The organism is Paeniglutamicibacter sulfureus, assembly GCF_030512175.1.
GTDB classification, from domain to species: Bacteria; Actinomycetota; Actinomycetes; order Actinomycetales; family Micrococcaceae; genus Paeniglutamicibacter; species Paeniglutamicibacter sulfureus.
Window position 1 is genome coordinate 597,360 of the sequence record NZ_JAULBL010000001.1, and the last position, 20,386, is coordinate 617,745.

Consider the following 20,386-nt stretch of genomic DNA (forward strand, 5'->3'; position numbering starts at 1 on the left):
CGCGAAGAGGCAAGGTGAGGGCAGACATGGGCACCGACACCGGGGAACCCAACGAATTCCGCGAATCCCCTTCCCGCGGCCGCTGGGCGATCGCCGAGCCTCCGGCAACGCTGCGCGAAAAGGTCCACCTGGGATTCCTCACCGCGCGCGGCTGGGGCCTTTTTGCCGCCGGGGCGATTGCCTTGCTCGGAGCCTTCCTGCTGGGACGGCGCGAGCTGATGGCGGTTTCCCTTTTCCTCTTGGTGACCCCGCTGTTGGCCGCCTTCCTGTTGCGCTTCGGCAACCCCGCGCTCACGGTGACCCGGACCTTCAACCCGCCTCAGGCAACCACGGATTCATCGGTGCGGGTGCGCCTGCACATCACCCATCGGGGACGTTCCGGTGCATCGATCCCGCTCAGCGACACGCTGCCCGAGGATTTCGGCAAGGGTCCGGAGTTCAACTACCCCTCTCGCACCGCGGCGCAGGGGGCCGGAGGCTCCGGCAGCTGGTATGAATACCGGCTGCGGCCGGCCACGCGCGGCATCTACGCGATCGGGCCGGTGCGCGCGCAGGTTGCCGACGTCTTCGGGCTTGCCGCCCGCCCCGCGGCCCTCGATGCGCCCAGCGCCCTGATTGCCCTGCCGGTGTGCGAGGCGCTGGAGCCCACCGGTATTCCGGGCGAACACGGATCCCACGGCCAGGCCGCTTCAAACCGCCGGCTGACCCCCGATTCCTTTGAGGTGATGACCCGCGAGTACCGTCCAGGGGACACCGTGCGGCGCATCCACTGGCCGGCCACGGCCAGGCGCGGCTCGCTGATGGTGCGCCAGGAGGACTACCGGGCCACCCCCAGGGCCGTCATCATGTTGGACCGTTCCCGCGCTGCCTTCCTGTCGCAGGGCGCCGGTTCCGAGCCGTCGCTGCAGATCCCACAATTCACCTCCGCGCCCAAGGACTCCAGCCGGCGCTTCGAATGGGCTCTGCACGCGGCACTTGGCGTCGGAGCCTACCTGGCGCAGACGGGGTTCGGCATCGACTTGATCGACCACCGCGGCGAGGGCGTCAACGACGTCTCCGCCTCCGGCACCGAGGAAGCCGGCGAGCTGTTTGCAGGTCCCCACGCCACGGCCCGGATGCAGCAGGCACTCGCCGCACTGGCACTTGAGGACTCCGGGGTCCAGCGCCACGAGACGGCCAGGTCCACGCTCGCCGCGGCGCTGAAGGAACGCATGCGCGAGCGAGGCGACAGACTCGTGCTGATCCTGGGCGAACCCACCCCCGAACAGGCAGATGACTGGCTGGAGGTCGTCGGTGCGCGGAGCAAGGTGACGGTGCTGTGCGTGGCCAACCGCGAAGCGCACCTGTTCCCGATCATCTCCCGCTTCCGCCAGGCCGGCTGGTCGGCCGTCGCGGTGAACCCGAAGACCACGCTCACCGAGGCCTGGGCCGGATTGTGGCACCAGTCATGAGCACCGCGACCCTGCCCCGGACCGATACACCGCCCCCGGGTTCACCCCGGCAGGCACCCGACGCAGCTGTTTCCGGCATCCCCGCGGCCGCCTTCGCGGCCCTGGCCACGCTCACGGCAATGCTCGGGGCCACCGCCTCGCTGCATGGGGTGATCAGCGGCTGGGGGTGGATGCTCCAGGTGTTCGTGGTGGTCACCTGCATCGTGGTGGCCGCCAACCTCGTGCGCTGCCTCTCCCCGCGCCGCTACCTGGGGACCCTGGCCGGGGCAGTGGTGGCGGTGCTGGCGCTGACCTTCCTGTTCTTCTCCAACACCGCCTGGCTGGGCGTCGTGCCGACCGGGGCGACCTACCGCGCCCTGCTGAAGGTCTGGGCCATGGCGAATGAGCAAATGGGCTCCCAGGTGCCGCCGGTGGAAACCACCGGGGTCATCGTCTTCTCCATCTGCGTCTGGGCCTCCGCGGTCGCTCTGGCCGTCGACGCCCTGGCCTTCGAGCTCCGCGCCGCGGCCCTGGCCGGCATCCCGCTGGCACTGCTGCTGTCCATCGCCTCGCTCTTCGAGCCGCACGGTGCAGGCATCATGACCGTTGCCCTCACGGCCGTGGGCTATTTGCTGGTGCTGGCGGCATCGCGCTGGCAGTCCGACACCGGTTCGGGCAGGCGCCGCGCCCTGGAACTCGCCGGCCCGCACGAGGCAGCCGGCGGGCACACCTCCCCCGGACCGCAGGCCCGCGGGGCGCTGTTGCAGGGGGCAGCCCTCCTGGCCGGCGCCCTCGTCGCGTTGCTGGTGCTGCCCGCTGCCATTCCAGGGTTCTCCAAGGGCATGCTCACCGAGGGCAGCCGTCCGTCCTGGGGCAGGATCGCCACCAACATCGACCCGATGATCGCCCTGGGCAACGACCTGCGCAACCGCTCTTCCGGCACGGTGCTGCGCTACTTCACCGATGCGGACTCCCCCACCTACCTGCGGACCTCCGTGATCGGCCAACTCACCGCCGACCGCTGGCTGCCTGACCCCGAGGCCAGCCGGGTCCCTGCCACCGAGAACCTGGTGACCCGAGCCTTCCCGCGGGCCTTCGAATCGGCCCGGCCCGCCTATACCCGGGTCATCACCGACAGGTACCGCGGCGCGTGGATGCCGCTGCCCGGAAACGCGATCACGCTCAACGGCCTGGGCGGTAACTGGGGATGGAGCCCGGACACCGGCACCCTGCTGGCCGCCGAGGGCCAGCCGCCGGCGGCCGCCGACTACTCGGTGATGAGTGTGAACCCGCAGATCAGCGCCCAGATGCTCGCCGAGCTCTCCTCCTCGATCCCGCGCGGCTTCTTTGCCGAGGTCGACCCCCAATACCTGCAGCTGCCCGAGGACGTTCCCGGATCCCTGGCAGAGGCCACCGAGGCCGCGGTGGGCGATGTCGCCAGCGACCCCTACGAACAGGCCGTCGCCATCCAGGACTACCTTCGTTCAGCGGCGTTCAGGTACTCGGAACAAACCCCGGTCGAAGACGGCTACGACGGCAGCGGGATGGACGTCATCGACGCCTTCCTGCAGGAAAAGGCCGGGTACTGCGTGCATTTCGCCTCCACGATGGCCCTAATGGCCCGCGAGCTGGGCATCCCCAGCCGGTTGGTCACCGGCTACGCCCCCGGCACCCCCACCGGGGAGTCGATCGCCGGGCAGAACGGCTCTGAACTGGACGAGTTCACCGTCAGTTCGCGCAACGCCCACGCCTGGCCGGAGCTCTATTTCCCCGGTGCCGGATGGGTCGCGTTCGAGCCGACCCCGGGGCGCGGGATCCCCCCGGACTACGCACCTGCGCTGCCCGCCCCGGACGTCGACCCGACCCTGAACCCGACCGCGCCCAACGCGTCAAATTCCGCATCCGCCAGCTCCTCCGAAGCCTCGTCCGAGGCTGCGGAGGCGGCGCGGGGCTCCGGTCCCGGGGCCGGGTCCCCGACGTCGGGCCTGGCGGGCATCCTGCTCGTCGTGCTGCTGGCTGGGGCGGCGCCGTGGATGGTGCGCAGGATCCAGCGCAGTCGACGCATCGCGCGCATGGCCCTGCACGGACGTGCGGACATCCGCCACGGGAAGGAAACCGGACCGGCGGCTGCCTGGTCCGAACTCGTGGCCCTTGGCCTTGACTTCTCCTGGCCCATGAGGCTGGACGAATCGGCCGGGGACTATTCCCGGCGCCTGGCGCGTAGCTTCCCCGCTGCCGCCGAATCCCTCAACGCGCTGGCCGGAGCGTATGAACGCCAGCGCTACGCACGCCCCGGCGATGAGGAAGACCCCGCCGCACTGGAAGCGGCCCTCGGCGAGGTTTGGCAGGCCCTGGCGGCCTCGATGGGCGTCGGTGAGCGCCTGGGGCGCAGCCTCTGGCCGCGGTCGCTCTTTGCTCCCCGCCCGTTGGGAGCCTCCGGCTACGCCTCGTCCAGGTAGTTTGCCCTGCCCTGTGGCTGGGCGACGGCGATCCCGCCGGCGGTCCCGAGAGCGGCATCGCCGCAACGGGGCCCCGCCAACGAAAACGGCGGCGCCCCCGTTGCTCCGTGTGGAGCAGAGGGGGGCGCCGCCGTCGGTGCCGCTGGCGGTTAGCGGGCCGCGTACGGGTCGGCGATGCCGATGTACTGGGTGGTGGTGTACTCGGCCAGGCCCTCGGCGCCGCCCTCGCGGCCCAGGCCCGACTGCTTCACTCCGCCGAACGGGGCGGCGGCGTTGGAGATGACGCCGGCGTTGAAGCCGACCAGGCCGAACTCGATCTGCTCCGCGACGCGGAAGAGTCGGTTGTGGTCGCGGGTGTAGATGTAGGAGGCCAGGCCGTACTCGGACGCGTTGGCCAGCTCGATGGCGTGGGCCTCGTCGCGGAAGGTGGTCACCGGGGCGACGGGGCCGAAGATTTCCTGGCGCAGGATCTCGGCGTCGTTGGCGACGTTCGAGAGCACGGTGGGTGCGTAGAAGTAGCCCGGGCCATCAATCGGGGCCCCGCCGGTCTCGGCAACGGCGCCTGCCTCGACGGCCTTGGAGACCAGCGCGTGGATGTCGTCGCGGGCGCCGGAATCGATGATCGGGCCGACATTGGTGGTGGACTCGGTGCCGCGGCCGGTCTTCAGCGCGCCCATGGCGGCGGAGAACTTGGCGATGAATTCCTTGGCCACCGACTCGTGCACCAGGAAGCGGTTGGCCGCGGTGCAGGCCTCGCCCATGTTGCGCATCTTGGCTGCCATGGCGCCCTCGACGGCGGCGTCCAGGTCGGCATCCTCGAAGACCAGGAACGGTGCGTTGCCGCCCAGTTCCATGGAGGTGCGCAGCACCTTGTCGGCGGCGTCCTTCATGAGCATCTTGCCCACGGCGGTGGAACCGGTGAAGGAGACCTTGCGCAGGCGCTCATCCTGCATCAGCGGGCCGGAGATCTTCGAGGCGCTCTTGGAGGAGACGACGTTGAGCACGCCTGCCGGCAGGCCGGCTTCCATCATGACCGCGGCGAAGAGCTGGGAGGTCAACGGGGTGAGCTTGGCGGGCTTGAGCACCATGGTGCAGCCGGCGGCGATGGCCGGGGAGACCTTGCGGGTGGCCATGGCCAGCGGGAAGTTCCACGGGGTGATCAGCAGGCACGGGCCGACCGGCTTGGTCTGCACGATCATCTTGTTCTTGCCCTCGGGAGTGGTCAGGTAGCGGCCGTAGTCGCGCACCGTCTCCTCGGAGAACCAGCGCAGGAACTCGGCGCCGTAGGTGACCTCGCCGCGGGCCTCGGCCAACGGCTTGCCCATTTCCAGGCTCATCAGCAGTGCGAAGTCCTCGGCGCGCGCGGTGACCATGTCGAAGGCGCGGCGCAAGATCTCGGCACGCTCACGCGGTGCGGTCAGCGCCCAGGTCTTCTGGACGGCGTCGGCTGCGTCGAGGGCTGCCATCGCATCTTCCGAGGTGGCGCTCGCCAGGGTGGCAAGCACCTTGCCGGTGGCCGGGTCAACGACGTCAAAGGTACCGCCATCGGAGGCGTCGCGCCATTCGCCGTTGATCAGCAAACCGGTCGGGACGGAGGCGAGCAGCTCGGCTTCGCGCTCGGGGGTAATGGTCATAGCGGCGTTCTCCCTTGAACTGTGGGGTGTTGCGAAAATTGCAGGATCGTGTTGGTCTCCACGCTAGCGCCGCGGCAAGTGACTGTAAATTTCTATCTGCACTATGACGAAGCCGCCATTTTGTGCAGTCATCCCATGCGCGTCCCGGTGGTTTTTTGGGGCAATGGTCAGGCGCGGGCTTCGAGCACCGCTGCGTAGAGCTCGCGCTTGGACACGCGTTCGGTCTCGGCGACCGCAGCCACCGCTTCCTTCAGACGCAGGCCCTCCGAGACAAGTTGCTGCACCTGGGCCACGTGGTCGGTGGCGCGTGCGGGCTCCCCGGCCGGAGCACCGGCAATGACCACGGCGATTTCGCCGCGGACCTCCCCCTCGGCCCACACCAGCAGCTCGTCGAGGTTTCCGCGGATCACTTCCTCATACATCTTGGTCAGTTCGCGGGCAATGGCCCCCTTGCGCTCGGGTCCGAAGGCGTCGCGCAGCGCACGGATCATCGCGTCCAGCCGGTGCGGAGCCTCGAAGAAGACCATGGTCCGCTGCTCGGTGGCCAGATCCTGAAGGCGCTTGGTCCGCTCACCGGCCTTGCGGGGCAGGAAGCCCTCGAAGGTGAACCTGTCGGTGGGAAGCCCTGACAGGGCCAGCGCGGTGAGCACGGCGGAGGGTCCGGGCACGGCGGTGACGGTGACACCGGCGGCCACGGCTGCCTCGACCAGCTTGAACCCGGGGTCGGAGACAGCGGGCATGCCGGCATCGGAGACCACCAGTATGGTCGCCCCGCCGGCCACCAGCTCGAGCAGCTCGGTCAGCCGGTGGGTTTCGTTGTGCTCGTGGTAGCTGATCAAGCGCCCGGGGACGCGGACTCCCAGGCCGGTGGCCAAGTGCAGGAAACGCCGGGTGTCCTCGGCGGCCACGATGTCTGCGCTCTTCATGAGCTCGATCAGGCGGGGGGACGCGTCGGAAAGGTTGCCAATGGGGGTTGCCGCCAAGACGATCTGGCCCGGGGTTTCTTGAGTTTCCACGCCCCAAGCCTACTGCCCGCGCGTGCCGCCGGATCCCGCCGACGGGCGCCGGTAGAGTATTGACAGTGACTACAGCTTCCACGCAGAGACTTCGGCGCTGGGTCCTCCCACCGGCCGGCGCCTTCGGGCGCGAAGCCCTGAGGGACCGTTTGGCGGGCCCGTTGCACCGTCCCGGGATCTGGGGCTGGATCGTTCCGCTGGCGGTCACCGCTCTCGCGGCGGTGCTGCGCTTCACCAACCTCGCCCATCCGCATCTGCTGATCTTTGACGAGACGTATTACGTCAAGGACGCCTTCACCATGATGCAGGCGGGCTACGAGCTGGAGTGGGGCGAGGAGCCGAACGATGCCTTCATTGCAGGGCACCCGGAGCCCAAGGACTCCGCCTCCTTCGTGGTCCATCCCCCGCTGGGCAAGTGGCTGATCGCCGCGGGGATGTGGCTTTTCGGCAGTGACAACGGGCTGGGCTGGCGCTTTTCCGCCGCGCTCTTTGGCACCCTCGCGGTGCTGCTGTGCGCGCTGGTTGCCCAGAAGATGTTCTCCTCGGTGTTCCTGGGCGGCGTGGCCGGCCTGTTGGCAGCCATCGACGGGCACCAGTTGGTCATGTCCCGCACCGGACTGCTCGATATCTTCCTGATGTTCTTCCTTCTGGCAGGGTTCTTCGCCCTGCTCCTTGACCGCTTCGACGGACGCGAGCGACTGGCCCGCGCCCTGGCCACCGCCGATGGCGCCCGCCCCGCCGAGGGGTTGCTGGCCTACGGCCCGTGGCTGTGGTGGCGGCCGTGGCGCTTGGTGGCCGGGGTGATGTTCGGCTGTGCAGCCGGGGTCAAGTGGTCGGCGTTGTCCTTCATTGCCGTCTTCGGACTGATGACGGTGCTCTGGGATCTCTCGGCCCGGCGCCGCGCCGGGATCCGCCACTGGATCGCCGCCGGGTTGATCCGCGACGGGGTCCCGGCGTTCCTGCTCATCATCCCCACGGCCATCGTGGTGTACCTGGCCACCTGGACCGGTTGGCTGCTCTCCTCGGACGGACGCTACCGCCAATGGGCTGCGGAGAATCCCTCGGAGACCTGGGGCTGGGTGCCGGGGGCGCTGCGTTCACTGGGCGAATACCACCGGGCCGCCTATTCCTTCCACGAGGGCCTGGGCTCGCCTCACGGCTGGGAGTCCTCGCCCTGGAGCTGGCTCTTTGCCGGACGCCCCGTGCTCTTCTTCTACGAATCGCGCGGCAATGGCGAGTTCGGGTGCACCTCTTCGGATTGCGTGCAGGCGATCACCGACCTGCCCAACCCGATCATGTGGTGGGCGGCGACGCTGAGCCTGTTGCTGGTGCTTTTCCACTGGATCGGTGCCCGCGACTGGCGTGCCGGGGCCATCCTGGCGGGAGTGGGCGCCGGGTTCCTGCCGTGGTTCGCCTATCCGGAGAGGACAATGTTCTTCTTCTATACCCTGCCTTTCGCCCCGTTCCTCATTCTCTCCCTGTGCTACGTGCTGGGCAGGAGCCTGCCCGTCGGGGGCCAGGTGCCGTGGCACCGGCGGCGCCTCTTGTGGGGTGTGGGGATCTTCCTGGCCTTGGTCGTTGTCGTGTCCGCCTACTTCCTCCCGGTGTGGACCGGGGAGATGGTCACCTACGAGAACTGGCGCAACCACATTTGGATGCCCAGCTGGGGATAGACCCCAAATTACCAATGGGTAACATAGGTGATGTCCCAGACCACACGCCGACCATCTCCCGGGAAGCAACACACCATGCGCGAAGCCAGCACACCACTTCTCCAGGACCTGCCGCAGGACTTCAACACCACCCAATTGCTGGTGGACCGTCTGGCCCGCGGCACCGGCGCACCGCTTTTTAGCGTCAAGCGCGCAGGCTCGTGGACCGACGTGTCCACCGCCGACTTCGTCGCCGACGTCCGCTGGCTGGCCAAGATGCTGCTGGCCGCCGGGATCGCCCCCGGGGAAAAGATCGGGATCATGTCCCGCACGCGCTATGAATGGGCGCTGGCCGAGCAGGCGATCTGGTTTGCCGGCGCTGTGTCCGTTCCCAACTACGAGACCAGTTCCCCGTACCAGGTGGCGTGGATCCTGCAGGACTCCGGCGCCCGGCACGTGTTTGCCGAGGACCCAGCCTGCGCACGAGTGCTCGCGGAGGCCGCCGGATCCGTGGACGAGGAGGTCACCGTGTGGACCTTTGAGGGGCCCGAGGCCCCCGGGCCGACCGACATCCCTGCAGCAGGACTCCGGGAACTGCTGGCGGAGGGGTCCGCCAGCGGGATCGGCAATGAACAGGTCGAGGCCGCCCGGACCTCCGCCGGCCTGAAGGACATCGCCACCCTGGTCTACACTTCCGGCACCACCGGACGGGCCAAGGGCTGCATGATGACCCACGCGAATTTCTCCCAGGTTGCCGTGAACCTGGCCCGGCACATGGCCCCGGTGCTGGGCCGGAACGATCGCACCCTAATGTTCCTGCCGCTGGCCCACGTCCTGGCCCGCGCCGTCCAGCAGGTCTGCGTGCACGCAGGATCGACCATCGCGCACACGTCCTCGGCCTCCACCCTGGAGCCGGATCTGGCGGCCGTGAAACCGGGCTTCCTGCTGGCTGTGCCCAGGGTCTTCGAAAAGATCCGCACCACCGCGGCCGGCACGGCATTGGCCGCGGGCAAGGGCCAGCTTTTCGCCCAGGCGGAGTCGACAGCCATCGAATTTTCCCGGAGCGCCGACGCCCGGGCCCGCGGCCTGGCCTCGCGCCGTTCCCCGCTCCTGCTGGCCCGGCACGCCCTGTTCAACAAGGTGCTCTACCCGCGGCTGCGGGCGGTGCTGGGCGGCAGGGTGCGTTACGCCATTTGCGGCGCCAGCGCCTTGAACGCCGACCTGGCCCATTTCTTCCGCGGCGCCGGCGTGGGATTGCTGGAAGGCTATGGGCTCACCGAGACCACGGCCCCGGCAACAGTGAACATGGCGCGGAACCTCAGGGTGGGGTCCGTGGGCCTGCCCATCCCCGGCACCACCATCCGCATCGCGCCTGACGGCGAGGTATTGGTCAAGGGAATCGGGGTCTTTGCCGGCTACCACCACAATGCGCAGGCCACGGCCGACGCCTTTGACGACGAGGGATTCTTCAGGACCGGCGACACCGGGGCTCTGGACGAGTCGGGGTTCCTGGTCGTCACCGGGCGCAAGAAGGACATCCTGGTGACTGCCGGCGGCAAGAACGTGGCTCCGGGGCCGCTGGAGGAAGCCATCCGCACCTCGCCCCTGGTCTCCCAGGTGGTGTTGGTGGGTGAGAACCGTCCGTTCATCGCCGCCCTGCTGACCCTGGATCCCGAAGAACTGGGCCCGTGGTGCCGGGCCAACGCCCTTCCGGTGCTCTCCCCGGCAGAGGCGGCGGTGCACCCCAAGGTGCTCGCCGAGCTTCAGGACGCCGTGGATGCGGCGAATGCCGCGGTCTCCAAGGCCGAGGGCATTCGGAAGTTCGTGGTCCTGGACCGGGAGTTCACCGAGGAGTCGGGGCATCTGACACCCTCGCTGAAGGTGAAGCGGGGAAGCATCGTCAGCGACTTCCAGGACCTGATCGACCAGTTGTACAGGCGCTGAAGGGTCGGCAGAAACAGCGATTCCCGAGTGCTTGGCCCGGCTTCCGAATCGAAGCCGGGAGACACCCGGGAATCTGCTGTGGTCGGCAGTGCTACAGCCCGAAGACCCGCTTTTCCTGGCGCAGGCGCGAGCCCTCGCGGCGCTTGGCCGTAGGCCAAGTGGCGATCAGGGTCACCAGCGCCGTGATGACCACCAGACCGGCGATGCCGATGGCTGCGTCGATCCAGAATTGCGGCGGGTAGAGCCTGATCAGCGTGTCAGAGAAGTTGAAGGTCCAGGTGCCGTCCGCAAAGAAGATCCGGTGGAAGGTGCTGAAGAAGCTTTCCCAGCCAAGGATCGCCACGACGGTGAGACCTGCAAGCAGCACCAAGGTGGCGACCGATCCGGCGAAGAGCCCGCGGCGGATGCCGCCGGCGTAGCGTTTGCCCAGGTAGATCAGTGCAATGAGCGCGATGACGCCCAGAATGGTCCCGCCCAGGTAGGTGAAGGACATGACGTTCTTGACGTCGGCCATGTGCTGGACCTCGGTGCCGAGGAAGAGCGGGTTGCCGTTGGGATCCCTCAGTTCGGCCAGGTACCGGTTGTCGGCGACGTTGTTCAAGAAGTCCACGCCGAAGGAGCCGTATGTCAGCCTGTCGGCGGTGGTGAACCCGAAGCTGTCGACGGGGAATCCGGGGCGCTGGTAGGCAATCCACAGGAAGATGGGGCTGGCCACCAGGCGGATGGCCAGGATCAGCAGCACCAGGGGGTACGCGATGGCCAGCAACACCTGGAGGGTGCGGGCCAGTGGCGGCTTGGATTCCAGGGCGGCCTCGCGGGCGGCACGGCGTTCGCGGGCCGCAGGGGTCGGCTCGGGCACCGGGGTGTAGGCGCCGAAGACCCTGCTGCGTGCCTCGGCAATGGCCGAAGCGGTTTGCGGTGTGGCCGGGGCCACCGGGCGCGGCATGGCGCGGGTCTGGTCGTTGTCCGTCGATGCTGCGGATCCGGCAGTTGCCGGTGACGACGACTTGTCGACCTTGGCGGTTTCGGGGAGCGGTTCCACCGGGATCTTGGCGATGATGTCCTCGACTTCCTCGGGCTCTTCGGCCTTGCCCGGGGCCTGCTTCTGGGCGCCTGCCCCGGCAGGGGTCGCCTTTGCCGGGTCGGCCGGCTTCAGGGGTGTGGCAGCTGGCCTGGCCGCGGCCGCCGGTGCGGCGGTAGGGGCCTGCGCAGGCTTGGCCGGCGCAGCGCCGGTCGTTGCTGCGGGCTTCGCTGCCTGTGCTGCGGGCATCTTGGCTTCGGCGGCCTTCTGCGCGGCGGCAGTCCGCGAGGCGACAATCGAGGCCTCGATCCGGGCGGCGGCCGACGCGGCGGCGGCGCTCAACGAGCCGGATCCGGCCTCGGTCTTGGCGCCGGCACCGGGCACTGCCTGTGCGGTCGCCGGCTTTCCCGGCTTGCCGGTCTGCGGTTCGTCCTGCTCAGCCATGCTTCTCCCTCAAAACTCTGACATGCGGTGCGCTTGCGGTGCGGGGCGTTGCGGGCCGACAACGCCCACTGCCAAACACACAGCTAAGCCTATCGAGCCGAGGGTTCACCCGCGGCCCACCAGCGTCTTTTCGGTCCGCGTGTCGGAAGGGCAACGCACCGGCGCCCGCCCTGCCGCCGCGAGGCGCGAAGGCAAGGCGGGCTTCGATTCCTGCGGCCCGGAGAACTTCGGCGGCCGGGCCGCGATCCGCCTAGTAGCGGTAGCTCTCCGGCTTGTACGGGCCGGCGGCATCAAGTCCGAGGTACCGGGCCTGCGCGTCCGAAAGCTCCGTCAGTTCGACACCCAGGGCGGCGAGGTGAAGGCGCGCGACCTTCTCGTCCAGGATCTTGGGCAGCACGTAGACGGACTTGGCGTACTCCCCCGTGCCGGCCTTGGAGTACAGCTCGATCTGCGCGATCACCTGGTTGGCGAAGGAATTGGACATCACGAACGAGGGGTGGCCGGTGGCATTGCCCAGGTTCAGCAGCCGGCCCTCGGAGAGCACGATGACGGAGCGTTCGGCCGTGGAACCGGCCTCGAAGGTCCACTCGTGCACCTGGGCCTTGATCTCGACCTTTTGGACGCCCGGGATCGCGGCCAGTCCCGCCATGTCGATCTCGTTGTCGAAGTGCCCGACGTTGCCCACGATGGCCTTGTTCTTCATCAGCTGCATGTGCCCGGCGGTGATGATGTCCTTGCCGCCGGTGGTGGTGACGAAGATGTCGCCCTGGTCCAGCACGGTTTCCAGCCGGGCCACCTGGTAGCCGTCCATGGCCGCCTGCAGGGCGCAGATCGGGTCGATCTCGGTGACGATCACCCGGGCGCCCTGGCCGCGCATGGCCTCGGCGGCACCCTTGCCCACGTCCCCATAGCCGCAAACGACGACCACCTTGCCGCCGATCAGCACATCGGTGGCGCGCATGAGCCCATCGGGCAGGGAGTGGCGGATGCCGTATTTGTTGTCGAATTTCGACTTGGTCACCGAATCGTTGACGTTGATCGCCGGGAAGAGAAGCGTTTGGGCAGCTGCCATCTGGTTCAGCCGCATCACTCCGGTGGTGGTTTCCTCGGTGACGCCGTTGATCCTCGCGGCAATGCGGGTGAACTTGGCCGGGTCATTGGACAGGGAGACGCGCAGGGTGTCCAGCACGATGGAGTGTTCGTGGCTTGTCGCGGCCTCGGGGCCGGGCACGGCTCCGGCGGCCTCGTACTGCGCGCCCAGGTGCACCAGCATGGTGGCGTCGCCGCCGTCGTCCAGGATCATGTTCGGTCCGAGCTCCGGCTCGGTCTCGGCCCCCGGCCAGGTAAGGACCTGCTCGGCGGTCCACCAGTAGTCCTCGAGGGACTCGTTCTTCCAGGCGAACACCGGGACGCCGGCGGGGTTCTCCGGGGTGCCGGTGCCCACGACCACGGCGGCCGCGGCCTCGTCCTGGGTGGAGAAGATATTGCAGGAGGCCCAGCGGACCTGCGCGCCCAGGGCCACGAGGGTCTCGATGAGAACCGCTGTCTGCACCGTCATGTGCAGGGACCCGGCGATGCGGGCGCCGGCCAGCGGCTGCTCCGTCGCGTATTCGGCGCGCAGGGACATCAATCCGGGCATCTCGTGCTCGGCCAGGCGGATCTGGTGGCGTCCGGCCTCGTGCAGGGACAGGTTCGCGACCCGGAAATCGATGCCCATGTCCCCGGCCCCTAGCCTTGGGTCTTCGCGGGGATGACGGTGGCCTCGGGGGCCAGCATGACCGGGATCCCCTCGACGATTTCGTAGCTGTAGGTTTCCCCGTTGTCCCCGGTTCCGGTGGACACCAGCGTGTCACCGTGCTGGATGAGGGTGGAACCGGTGAGAGGGCAACGGAGCTGGGCAGAGAGTTGGGCTGAGAGATTCGACATGGAACCCAGTTTAGGGCTCCAGGTTCCCTTCGCGCAGCACCCGCAGGTGCCGCCGCGTCATGCCCTGGGCGTTGCCGGGCTCGATGGCCGGCGGCGAGGTGCGTGGAGCCGGGACCTCCGGGGCCGGGGCGAGGGCCACATCGGCCTCGTTTTCCCGCACCGCATTGGCCAGCGCGTACAGGTCGTCGTTGCCGAGCCGTCCCTGCTCGGGCAGGGCCAGGCGCATGACTTCCCAACCCAGCGGCACGGTCAGGCGCTGGGCATGGAGCGAGCACAAGTCGTAGCAATGCGGTTCCGCAAAGGTCGCCAAGGGACCGAGCACCGCCGTCGAGTCGGCGTACACATAGGTCAGGGTGGCGATGGCCGGTTGGCGGCACGCCGAACGTGAACAAAGTCTGGATGATCCCACGGTTACACAGACTACCGCAGCGCGGCGGCACGGCGTCGGCGCATCGCCGTGCGGCAGGCGGTTCCCGCGGGGCCGAGGTGGCATAGGCTAGGTGTCATGTCCGGAAAACTGTCGATCGATTTGGACGGGCGCGATCCGTCCTCGCTGCACAGCGGGAGTACCCGGAGATACGCCGACCGCAAGCGCAACCGGCACGGACGCGGCCGGCGCGGACCACTGCTCCTGGCACCGCTGCCCGGGTCGCGCACCCGGGCCGAGCGCTTCGAGGACCTGCTGGTTGAATCGGCCGAGCGTCTGGCCGACCGCTGGGGCGAGCGGGTGACGGCCATCGACTTCCGCATCATGATGGTCCCCGCCGCCAAGGTGCTGGAGCGTGCGCGGGCTGCCGGGACCCGGGTGCCGTGGGCCACGAGCCGTTCGGCGCGTCCCGGCCGCCCCGAACGCGTCACGCTCTACCGCCGCCCCATCGAGGAGGCGTGCGGCCACGGCGCCGAGCTGCTTCCGGAGATGGTGCACATGGCGATCGTGGAACAACTGGCCGACCTGTGGGCCATGGACCCGCAGGCCATTGACCCCGGGTACGGGTCCTGGGATGCCGGCCCGGACGATTAGTCGCGCAACAGGACCTGGACGCCCTTGCTTCCCAGTGCGGCGTCGCTGACCGGCACCGCGGCAATGCCGAAGGCCCCGTCCTGGACCACCGCGGAGGCGTAGCCGGGGGCGCCGTTGGCCGAGAGCACCAGGGCCGTGGTGCCGGCCCCGAAGTCGCTGGCGGCCAGCGCGACGGTCTTGCCGCCTGACAGCTCGATGTTCCGCGTTGCCGAGAGCTTGCCGTCGGCACCCAGCGCGCGCACCGAGACGGTGGCGGTGTCCTCGGGGGCGTTGAGCACCAGCGTGGACCTGCCCACTGGCGGAAGCACCATCAGGTTTTCGCTGCCCAGCCGGTTGGCGGCACCGGCCCAGGCCAGGTCGATGGGTTCGTTTGCCTTGGTGCCGCGCACCATTTTCACGCTCGCGCTCACCGCAGAGTCGCCCTCGACCACGATGGTGTACTGCCCGGCGGGAAGCCCGCCCAGCGGCATGCGTGCGGTGGCGTTGGAGGCCACCACTACTTCCCCGCCGCCGGGAATCGGGACCTCGCCGTTGCGGCCAAGGGCCCGCACCTTGACGGTGGCGCCCTCGGCGGAGGTCGCTGCAAGCACCAGTTCGGCGGCGGCGTCGGAGTTGGCTGCAGGCTTGGCCAGCTCGCCGGAAAGCTTCGGGTCCAGGATCGCTACCCCGGGGATCACCTGGGTGTTGTTGGCCGTTGACGAGCCACCCAGATAGTCGACGCCGCCCGGGACCAGCCCGCGCAACGTGCTTTGCTGGATGGTGGCGTTGATGCGCCCGCCCGAGGAAGTGACCTTGGCCGAGAGGGCCTTCTCGTTCGGCGCGTACCCGGCGAGGATGATCGACTTGGACTCGCCCGGTGCCACCGCCAGCGCGCCGAGGCTGGGTGCGGAGACCATGCCGTCGGCACCGCGCAGGTCAACGCGCACCTGGGCGACGGAGGCCGAGGGGTTGACCAGGTTCAGCACCGCGGTGGATCCGGGGGTGGTCACCGCGCCGGTGAGCCAGGATTCGGCCGACGGGGCCGTGCAGCCCGCGGCGGCGAGCCCTGCAAGGTCCCCGTCGGCGGCGGAGTAGGAACGCACGGCGGAGACCAGGGACTGCACCCCGCCCAGCGGCTGGGCGTGCACCGTGAGGGACTCGGCGTAGTTGCTCACCGCGCCCGGTGCGCCCTTGCGCTCGGAGGTGCCGTCGGCGCCGGCGCCGGTGGCCTTCGCTGCCTCGGCTGCCGACAGCCGCGGGGCGATGGTTGCCTCGACGCCCGCATCGTTCCTGAGCATTTCGGTGCCCGGGATGCGGCCGGCGGAATCCGAGAGCACCGCGGCGCGCACACCCGTCCTGGCGTCCTTGGATGCGGGGGCGAATTCCGGGTCGACACCGGAACCGGCGCCCGTGAACAGCTTCATCGTCGCCGGGCAGCTGGCCAGCGCGTCTCCCGCCGGCAGCGAGGTCAGGGCTACCGGGGTGCCGGTGGCGGCGGTGGCGGGAGGAAACACCGATCCGGCGGCAATGGCCGCGGCGCCCAGGCAGAGCACCCCGACCGAGCCCACCAGGCCCAAGGCCCTGCCGCGGGTCTTGGCACGGTGAACGCGCTCCGGGGCGGGCGCCGGGGAGGCAGCCTCGGTCTTCGGGTCCGTCTCCGCGTCCTTGGCGGGCTCCGCGACGGCCGCGGGTGCTGTCGCCGATTCGGGCGTTGCCGTGTCGGCGGATTCCGGGGCCGGTGGCGCTGCGGCCACGGGGGCGGGCATCTGGTCCCGTTCCGCAGGCAGTGCGGCGCCCGGAGCCAGTCCCGCGGCTTCGCGGGCGGCCTGGGCTACGCGATCGGCTTCGCGTCGTGCCTTGCGGGAATCGTTTTTCACTTCGTCTCCTTGGCATGGGCCCCATGGTGCCCGCGGTCGAGCTCGTCAATGCTTTCCGCGTTGCCGCGGGTGCGGTATTCATCCAGGCGGCGCGCGGCAAAACGGCGGCTGCGCGGGATGGGGATGACCAACAGCAGGGTCAGCAGCAGCACCACCAGCTGGGCCATGGCCACCGGGAGCTTGTACGGGCTCAGGTAGTGCACTTCCAGGGTGCCGCCGGCGGCACCGAGCTCAAAGCCCTGCGCCCATTGCGCGTTTTCCACGCCCGTCCCGGTGGCGTCCGTTGCGCCGCCGGCCTCGGCGCCCACGGCGAGGCGCTTGAGCTCTACCCCGTCCAGGGTTGCGCTCCAGCCCGCGTCGGCGCGTTCGGCCATCGCCAGCACCCGGCCGGCCTCGCCGGGTTCGACAGTTGCAGCGGTGACTTCCCCGCGGTGCGAGGGCAGCAGTGCCACGGTCTTGTCCCCCGCCACGATGCGCACGCGGGCGGTGGAGTCGGTGGCGTTGTCCACGCCGGGGATCCGCTCAAGCGGTTCCACGCGCCACAGCCATCCGGCTTCGGTCTGTCCCACCGGGACCAGGCCGGGCACCGCGTCGAGGCGTGCCACCAGCGCCGAGGCCGTGGCCCGGGAATCCTGCAGCACGACGAACCCGGCGCCGAGGGACGCCAGTTCCGCGCGCGGGTCCAGGGCGGAGTCGGAGACGAGCGTGGCAACCGTTTGTTCGATGAGCCGGTCGGCGTCGTCCGATTCACGCAGGGCGGGGGCCGGCACGTTGCCGATGAGGCGGTGTGCGGCTGCGGGCTGGGACAGGGCATCGGCGGTGGTGCCTGCCCCGTTCATCAGTGCTGCGCTGACCGCCCCGCCGCCGTTCTGCGCGAGGACCAGTGTGCGGTCCTCGTAGGGTCCCAGTCCGCGGTCGGCGGCGGTGGCGGGAAGGGTGCGGGCGGATACCGCCTGCAGGGCGCTGGTGGTGCCCAGGTCGGTTCCCGCGGCAACACCTGCAGGAGCCGGGAGTTGTGCCACGATCCAGTTCCCGCCGGCGACCAGCACGGAGATTCCCAGCAGGGCCGAGGCCCAGGCGAGGGTGCCGGTGGCAGCGGTGCGCGCACCGGTGGCCGAGGGTGCGCCCTGGCGGCGCTCGGCCCGGAGCTCGGAGATCCCCAGTCCCGCGGCAAAGACCAGCGCCAGGGCGAAGAAGGAGACAAAGGGCCCGTTGAAGGCGGCGACGAAGGTGTTTCCGGCCACGGCGGCGGGCACCAGCGAGGCGCCGTACCCGGCGGCAAGCATCAGCACGCCGCCGAGCCACAGGCTACGGGCCAGCGAGGCGGAGTTGTTGCGGCCCCCGGCGAAGAGCCCGGTGAGCGCGCAGGCCAGCAGCGGGGCGCCGACCAGCAGCGCCAGCACCAGTGCCCAGGGCCCGGCGGGCAGGAAGCCGAATCCGGCAGGGGTTCCCAGCGGGTCAAAGGCCGTGGGGAAACCCAGGCCCTGGGCCCACAGCGGTGCCGGGGCGAAGGGCAGGGGCAGTCCGGGATCGGTGAGCAGCACGCGCGGGTTGCCCAGCGCGGCGATGACCAGCGGCAGGTGGAAGACCAGTGCCGGAAGCGGCACCCACCACAGGGTCCGGGCACGGGAGCGGAGCCCGATGGCCGCGAGGACGATGAGCACGACCAGGGCAAGACCCACGGCGGGGGAACCGGCGGTGATGGCCACCAGCAGCAGGGCGGCCGCCGCGGCGGCGGTCCAGGAGGGAACCATTCCGGTGCCCGGGCGCGAGGCGGGCAGCGGGCGGTTTCCGCGGCCAGTGCGGAAGTCAATGGCGGCTCCGACCGAGCGCAGCAGCGCCAGCAGGAACAGCGGTGCCAGGACGTGGACCAGCACGCTGCCGGCGCGGCCGGAAGCCAGCGAAACCTGTAGCGCCGGGGCCAGGCCCCAGAGCAGGGCGCCGACCATGCGCGCGGCCCGCGAACGGGTGACCGCGGCCAGGCCCAGCCAGGCGGCCAGCGCCGCCAGCGGCATGGCGAGCAGGGTCAGCACCACGGCCGCGGCGTTGGCGTTTCCGCCGCCGGCCAGGGCGGCCAGCCAGTACACGTAGTCGATGGGGTCCCCGCCGGCGGGGCTGCCGGCCCCGAGGTCGGCCCACCAGGAGGTGGCGTTGGCGAAGATCTCGGAGGCCTTGGTGGAGAGCGGGAGCATTGCCCCGCCGGCCACTGCTTCGGCGCCGATCAGGGCGCGCAAACCCACCAGCGACGCGGCCAGGGTGGCGATCACGGCGATGATGGCACTGACGAAGGAAGAGGTGCGGTTGGGTGCGGCCAGCGCCGCAAAGTCGTTGCGGGCGTCCCCGCTGGGGACCTGGGCGGCGGTGGCGCCGGTCCCGTCCCCGTAGACGCTTTCGCCATCGAGGGAGTCGAGCATGTGCTTGCGGTGTTCGCGCACCAGGTCCTGATCGGTGAGCAGCCGGGCGATGGACTTGCGTGGGACCCGCCGGGTGGCGGCGGCCGCGGAGCGGGACCTGGAGAGCTTGACCGGGGTTCCGACGGCCCTGAAGGTGGCACCCAACTGGCCGAAGGCGTAGCCGGGGTCCTTGGCCAGCAGCGAGAGCAGGAAGCGGTAGATCCCGCCCAGCACCGCTCCGATGACCAGGAAGGGGATGGCCCAGGCCGGGGCGTGCTTGAGGCGCATGAACACCTCGGCGCGGCGGGTTTCGGCCGGTCCTGCCAGGGCGCGGACCACCGCTGCCTTGTGGTGGATCTTGGCTGCGGGCACGATGACCACGCGGTTGCCCATGAGGCGGTTGCGCCAGCACAGGTCCATGTCGTCGCCCAGTCCCGGCAGCGCCGGGTCGAAACCGCCCAGGGCCTCGAAGACGTCACGGCGGATGAGCATTCCGGCACTGGTCACGGCAAAGGAGTCGGTGCGGGCGTCGTACTGGCCCTGGTCAACCTCGTCGATCTCGATGAGCGTCAGCCGCTCGGCATGCTTGTTCATGCCCAGGCCCACATCCAACAGGCGGCGCGGGGAGTCAAGATCAAGCTGCTTGCACCCGGCGATGGTGACCGACTCGGTGGCCTCGACCACGGTGAGGAGCTTTTCCAGGGCATTGAGTTCGGGCACCGAGTCGTCGTGGATCAGCCAGAGCCATTCGGTGCGCCCCTTGCGCGGCTCACCGAGGGATTGCACGGCTTCCATCACCGAGTGCCCGAAGCTGTGCTCCGGGACCTGAAGCAAGGTGGCGTCGGAGGGCAGTTGCCGGCGCAGGAGGTCGGCGGAACCGTCGGTGGACGACGCGTCGACGCCGACGAAGCGGTCAATCAGTCGTGTTTGATCGCGCAGGGCGGCCAGGGTCCGGGGGAGAAAAGCTGCGCCATTGTGGGCAGCCACAATGGCGGTGACGTGGATCGTAGGGAGAATTAGACTGCTCGTTTCCGCAAGCGACGACGTTCACGCTCGGACAGTCCGCCCCAAATTCCGAACCGTTCGTCGTTGGTCAGTGCATATTCAAGGCATTCGGAGCGCACATTGCAGGCGCCGCAGACACGCTTGGCGTCCCTGGTCGATCCTCCCTTTTCGGGGAAGAATGCCTCGGGGTCGGTCTGTGCACACAGTGCCTCGGACTGCCAGCCCAGTTCGCCTTCTTCGTCCTCGGCGCCCAGGCCGATCCAGATGGCCTGGGCCGGGCTCTTGCCGTCGGGCATGGCATCGAAGCTCGGTGCCCACGAGGGAGTCGGGTCAGCGACCAGATCGCTGGCTGCGTCGTGCGCCAACAGGAATGCGGCTGTCTCCTCTGCGGGAGTCAAGCCCTGCGAACCGTCGGCTTCCTGTTCCCGGCTTGTCTCGGCCGGATCGACAAACCAGTCCGCCGGAACGCTTCGGCCCCCGCTATAAGGTGGCGTAGGCGCCGTCGCTGCGGCCTCGTTGAAGCTTCGATCCACGTTTCCCATGGTTTACTAACCTTCCGCCGTTACGAACTTGATACCTAATATG

The 20,386-nt window shown here is 69.4% G+C and carries 14 protein-coding genes; 5 read left to right on the top strand and 9 right to left on the bottom strand.

Features of this window, described 5'->3' with window-relative positions:
• The first annotated feature begins 26 nt into the window (after positions 1-26).
• Both Q2T94_RS02620 and Q2T94_RS02625 read left to right on the top strand, forming a co-directional pair.
• A complete protein-coding gene (locus tag Q2T94_RS02620; RefSeq protein WP_302262765.1) occupies positions 27-1,451 on the top strand; it encodes a DUF58 domain-containing protein in 1,425 nt (474 codons plus the stop codon).
• Complete coding sequence (locus Q2T94_RS02625; protein ID WP_302262766.1) at positions 1,448-3,889, top strand: transglutaminase TgpA family protein; 2,442 nt, start codon at positions 1,448-1,450, stop codon at positions 3,887-3,889. The genes Q2T94_RS02620 and Q2T94_RS02625 overlap by 4 nt, the downstream gene beginning before the upstream one ends.
• Before the next feature lie 149 nt (positions 3,890-4,038).
• On the opposite strand, the gene Q2T94_RS02630 is transcribed toward Q2T94_RS02625, so the two are convergent.
• The gene (locus tag Q2T94_RS02630; protein ID WP_302262767.1) at positions 4,039-5,523 is read right to left on the bottom strand and encodes an NAD-dependent succinate-semialdehyde dehydrogenase; all 1,485 of its coding nucleotides are present in this window, start codon (positions 5,521-5,523) and stop codon (positions 4,039-4,041) included.
• A 167-nt stretch (positions 5,524-5,690) separates the two neighbouring features.
• A complete protein-coding gene (gene rsmI, locus Q2T94_RS02635; RefSeq protein ID WP_302262768.1) occupies positions 5,691-6,539 on the bottom strand; it encodes a 16S rRNA (cytidine(1402)-2'-O)-methyltransferase in 849 nt (282 codons plus the stop codon).
• A 65-nt stretch (positions 6,540-6,604) separates the two neighbouring features.
• Between rsmI and Q2T94_RS02640 the strand changes: the two genes are divergently transcribed.
• Both Q2T94_RS02640 and Q2T94_RS02645 read left to right on the top strand, forming a co-directional pair.
• On the top strand, positions 6,605-8,212 hold the full coding sequence (locus Q2T94_RS02640; protein WP_302262769.1) for a dolichyl-phosphate-mannose--protein mannosyltransferase: 1,608 nt from the start codon (positions 6,605-6,607) through the stop codon (positions 8,210-8,212).
• Positions 8,213-8,287: 75 nt separating this feature from the next.
• Entirely contained in the window at positions 8,288-10,135 is a 1,848-nt protein-coding gene (locus Q2T94_RS02645; protein WP_302262770.1) for an AMP-dependent synthetase/ligase, read from the top strand.
• A 91-nt stretch (positions 10,136-10,226) separates the two neighbouring features.
• Here Q2T94_RS02645 and Q2T94_RS02650 read toward each other — a convergent pair whose 3' ends face one another.
• The 4 genes from Q2T94_RS02650 to Q2T94_RS02665 all read right to left on the bottom strand — a co-directional run bounded on the left by Q2T94_RS02650 (position 10,227) and on the right by Q2T94_RS02665 (position 13,935).
• The gene (locus tag Q2T94_RS02650; RefSeq protein ID WP_302262771.1) at positions 10,227-11,600 is read right to left on the bottom strand and encodes a TIGR01906 family membrane protein; all 1,374 of its coding nucleotides are present in this window, start codon (positions 11,598-11,600) and stop codon (positions 10,227-10,229) included.
• A gap of 250 nt (positions 11,601-11,850) precedes the next feature.
• Positions 11,851-13,317, bottom strand: coding sequence for an adenosylhomocysteinase (gene ahcY, locus Q2T94_RS02655; RefSeq protein ID WP_302262772.1), 1,467 nt, complete (start codon positions 13,315-13,317; stop codon positions 11,851-11,853).
• Positions 13,318-13,328: 11 nt separating this feature from the next.
• Positions 13,329-13,526, bottom strand: coding sequence for a Trm112 family protein (locus tag Q2T94_RS02660; RefSeq protein ID WP_302262773.1), 198 nt, complete (start codon positions 13,524-13,526; stop codon positions 13,329-13,331).
• 10 nt (positions 13,527-13,536) lie between these two features.
• On the bottom strand, positions 13,537-13,935 hold the full coding sequence (locus Q2T94_RS02665) for a DUF3499 domain-containing protein (protein WP_264268244.1): 399 nt from the start codon (positions 13,933-13,935) through the stop codon (positions 13,537-13,539).
• A 96-nt stretch (positions 13,936-14,031) separates the two neighbouring features.
• Here Q2T94_RS02665 and Q2T94_RS02670 point away from each other — a divergent pair, with 96 nt between their 5' ends.
• Positions 14,032-14,547 (top strand): metallopeptidase family protein, encoded by a 516-nt coding sequence (locus Q2T94_RS02670; protein WP_302262774.1) that lies wholly within the window; start codon positions 14,032-14,034, stop codon positions 14,545-14,547.
• Here Q2T94_RS02670 and Q2T94_RS02675 read toward each other — a convergent pair.
• From Q2T94_RS02675 to Q2T94_RS02685, 3 genes are read right to left on the bottom strand one after another with little or no spacing between them, the layout of a single operon-like run.
• Positions 14,544-16,403 carry a DUF5719 family protein gene (locus tag Q2T94_RS02675; protein WP_302262775.1) on the bottom strand — a complete coding sequence of 620 codons (1,860 nt, stop codon included), beginning with the start codon at positions 16,401-16,403 and terminating at the stop codon, positions 14,544-14,546. The genes Q2T94_RS02670 and Q2T94_RS02675 overlap by 4 nt on opposite strands.
• Positions 16,400-19,783: a glycosyltransferase gene (locus tag Q2T94_RS02680; protein WP_436836810.1), complete on the bottom strand. Its 3,384-nt coding sequence runs from the start codon at positions 19,781-19,783 to the stop codon at positions 16,400-16,402. Before Q2T94_RS02680 ends, Q2T94_RS02675 begins: the two co-directional genes overlap by 4 nt.
• Before the next feature lie 29 nt (positions 19,784-19,812).
• Positions 19,813-20,343 (bottom strand): WhiB family transcriptional regulator, encoded by a 531-nt coding sequence (locus tag Q2T94_RS02685; protein ID WP_264268247.1) that lies wholly within the window; start codon positions 20,341-20,343, stop codon positions 19,813-19,815.
• Between the last annotated feature and the right edge of the window lie 43 nt (positions 20,344-20,386).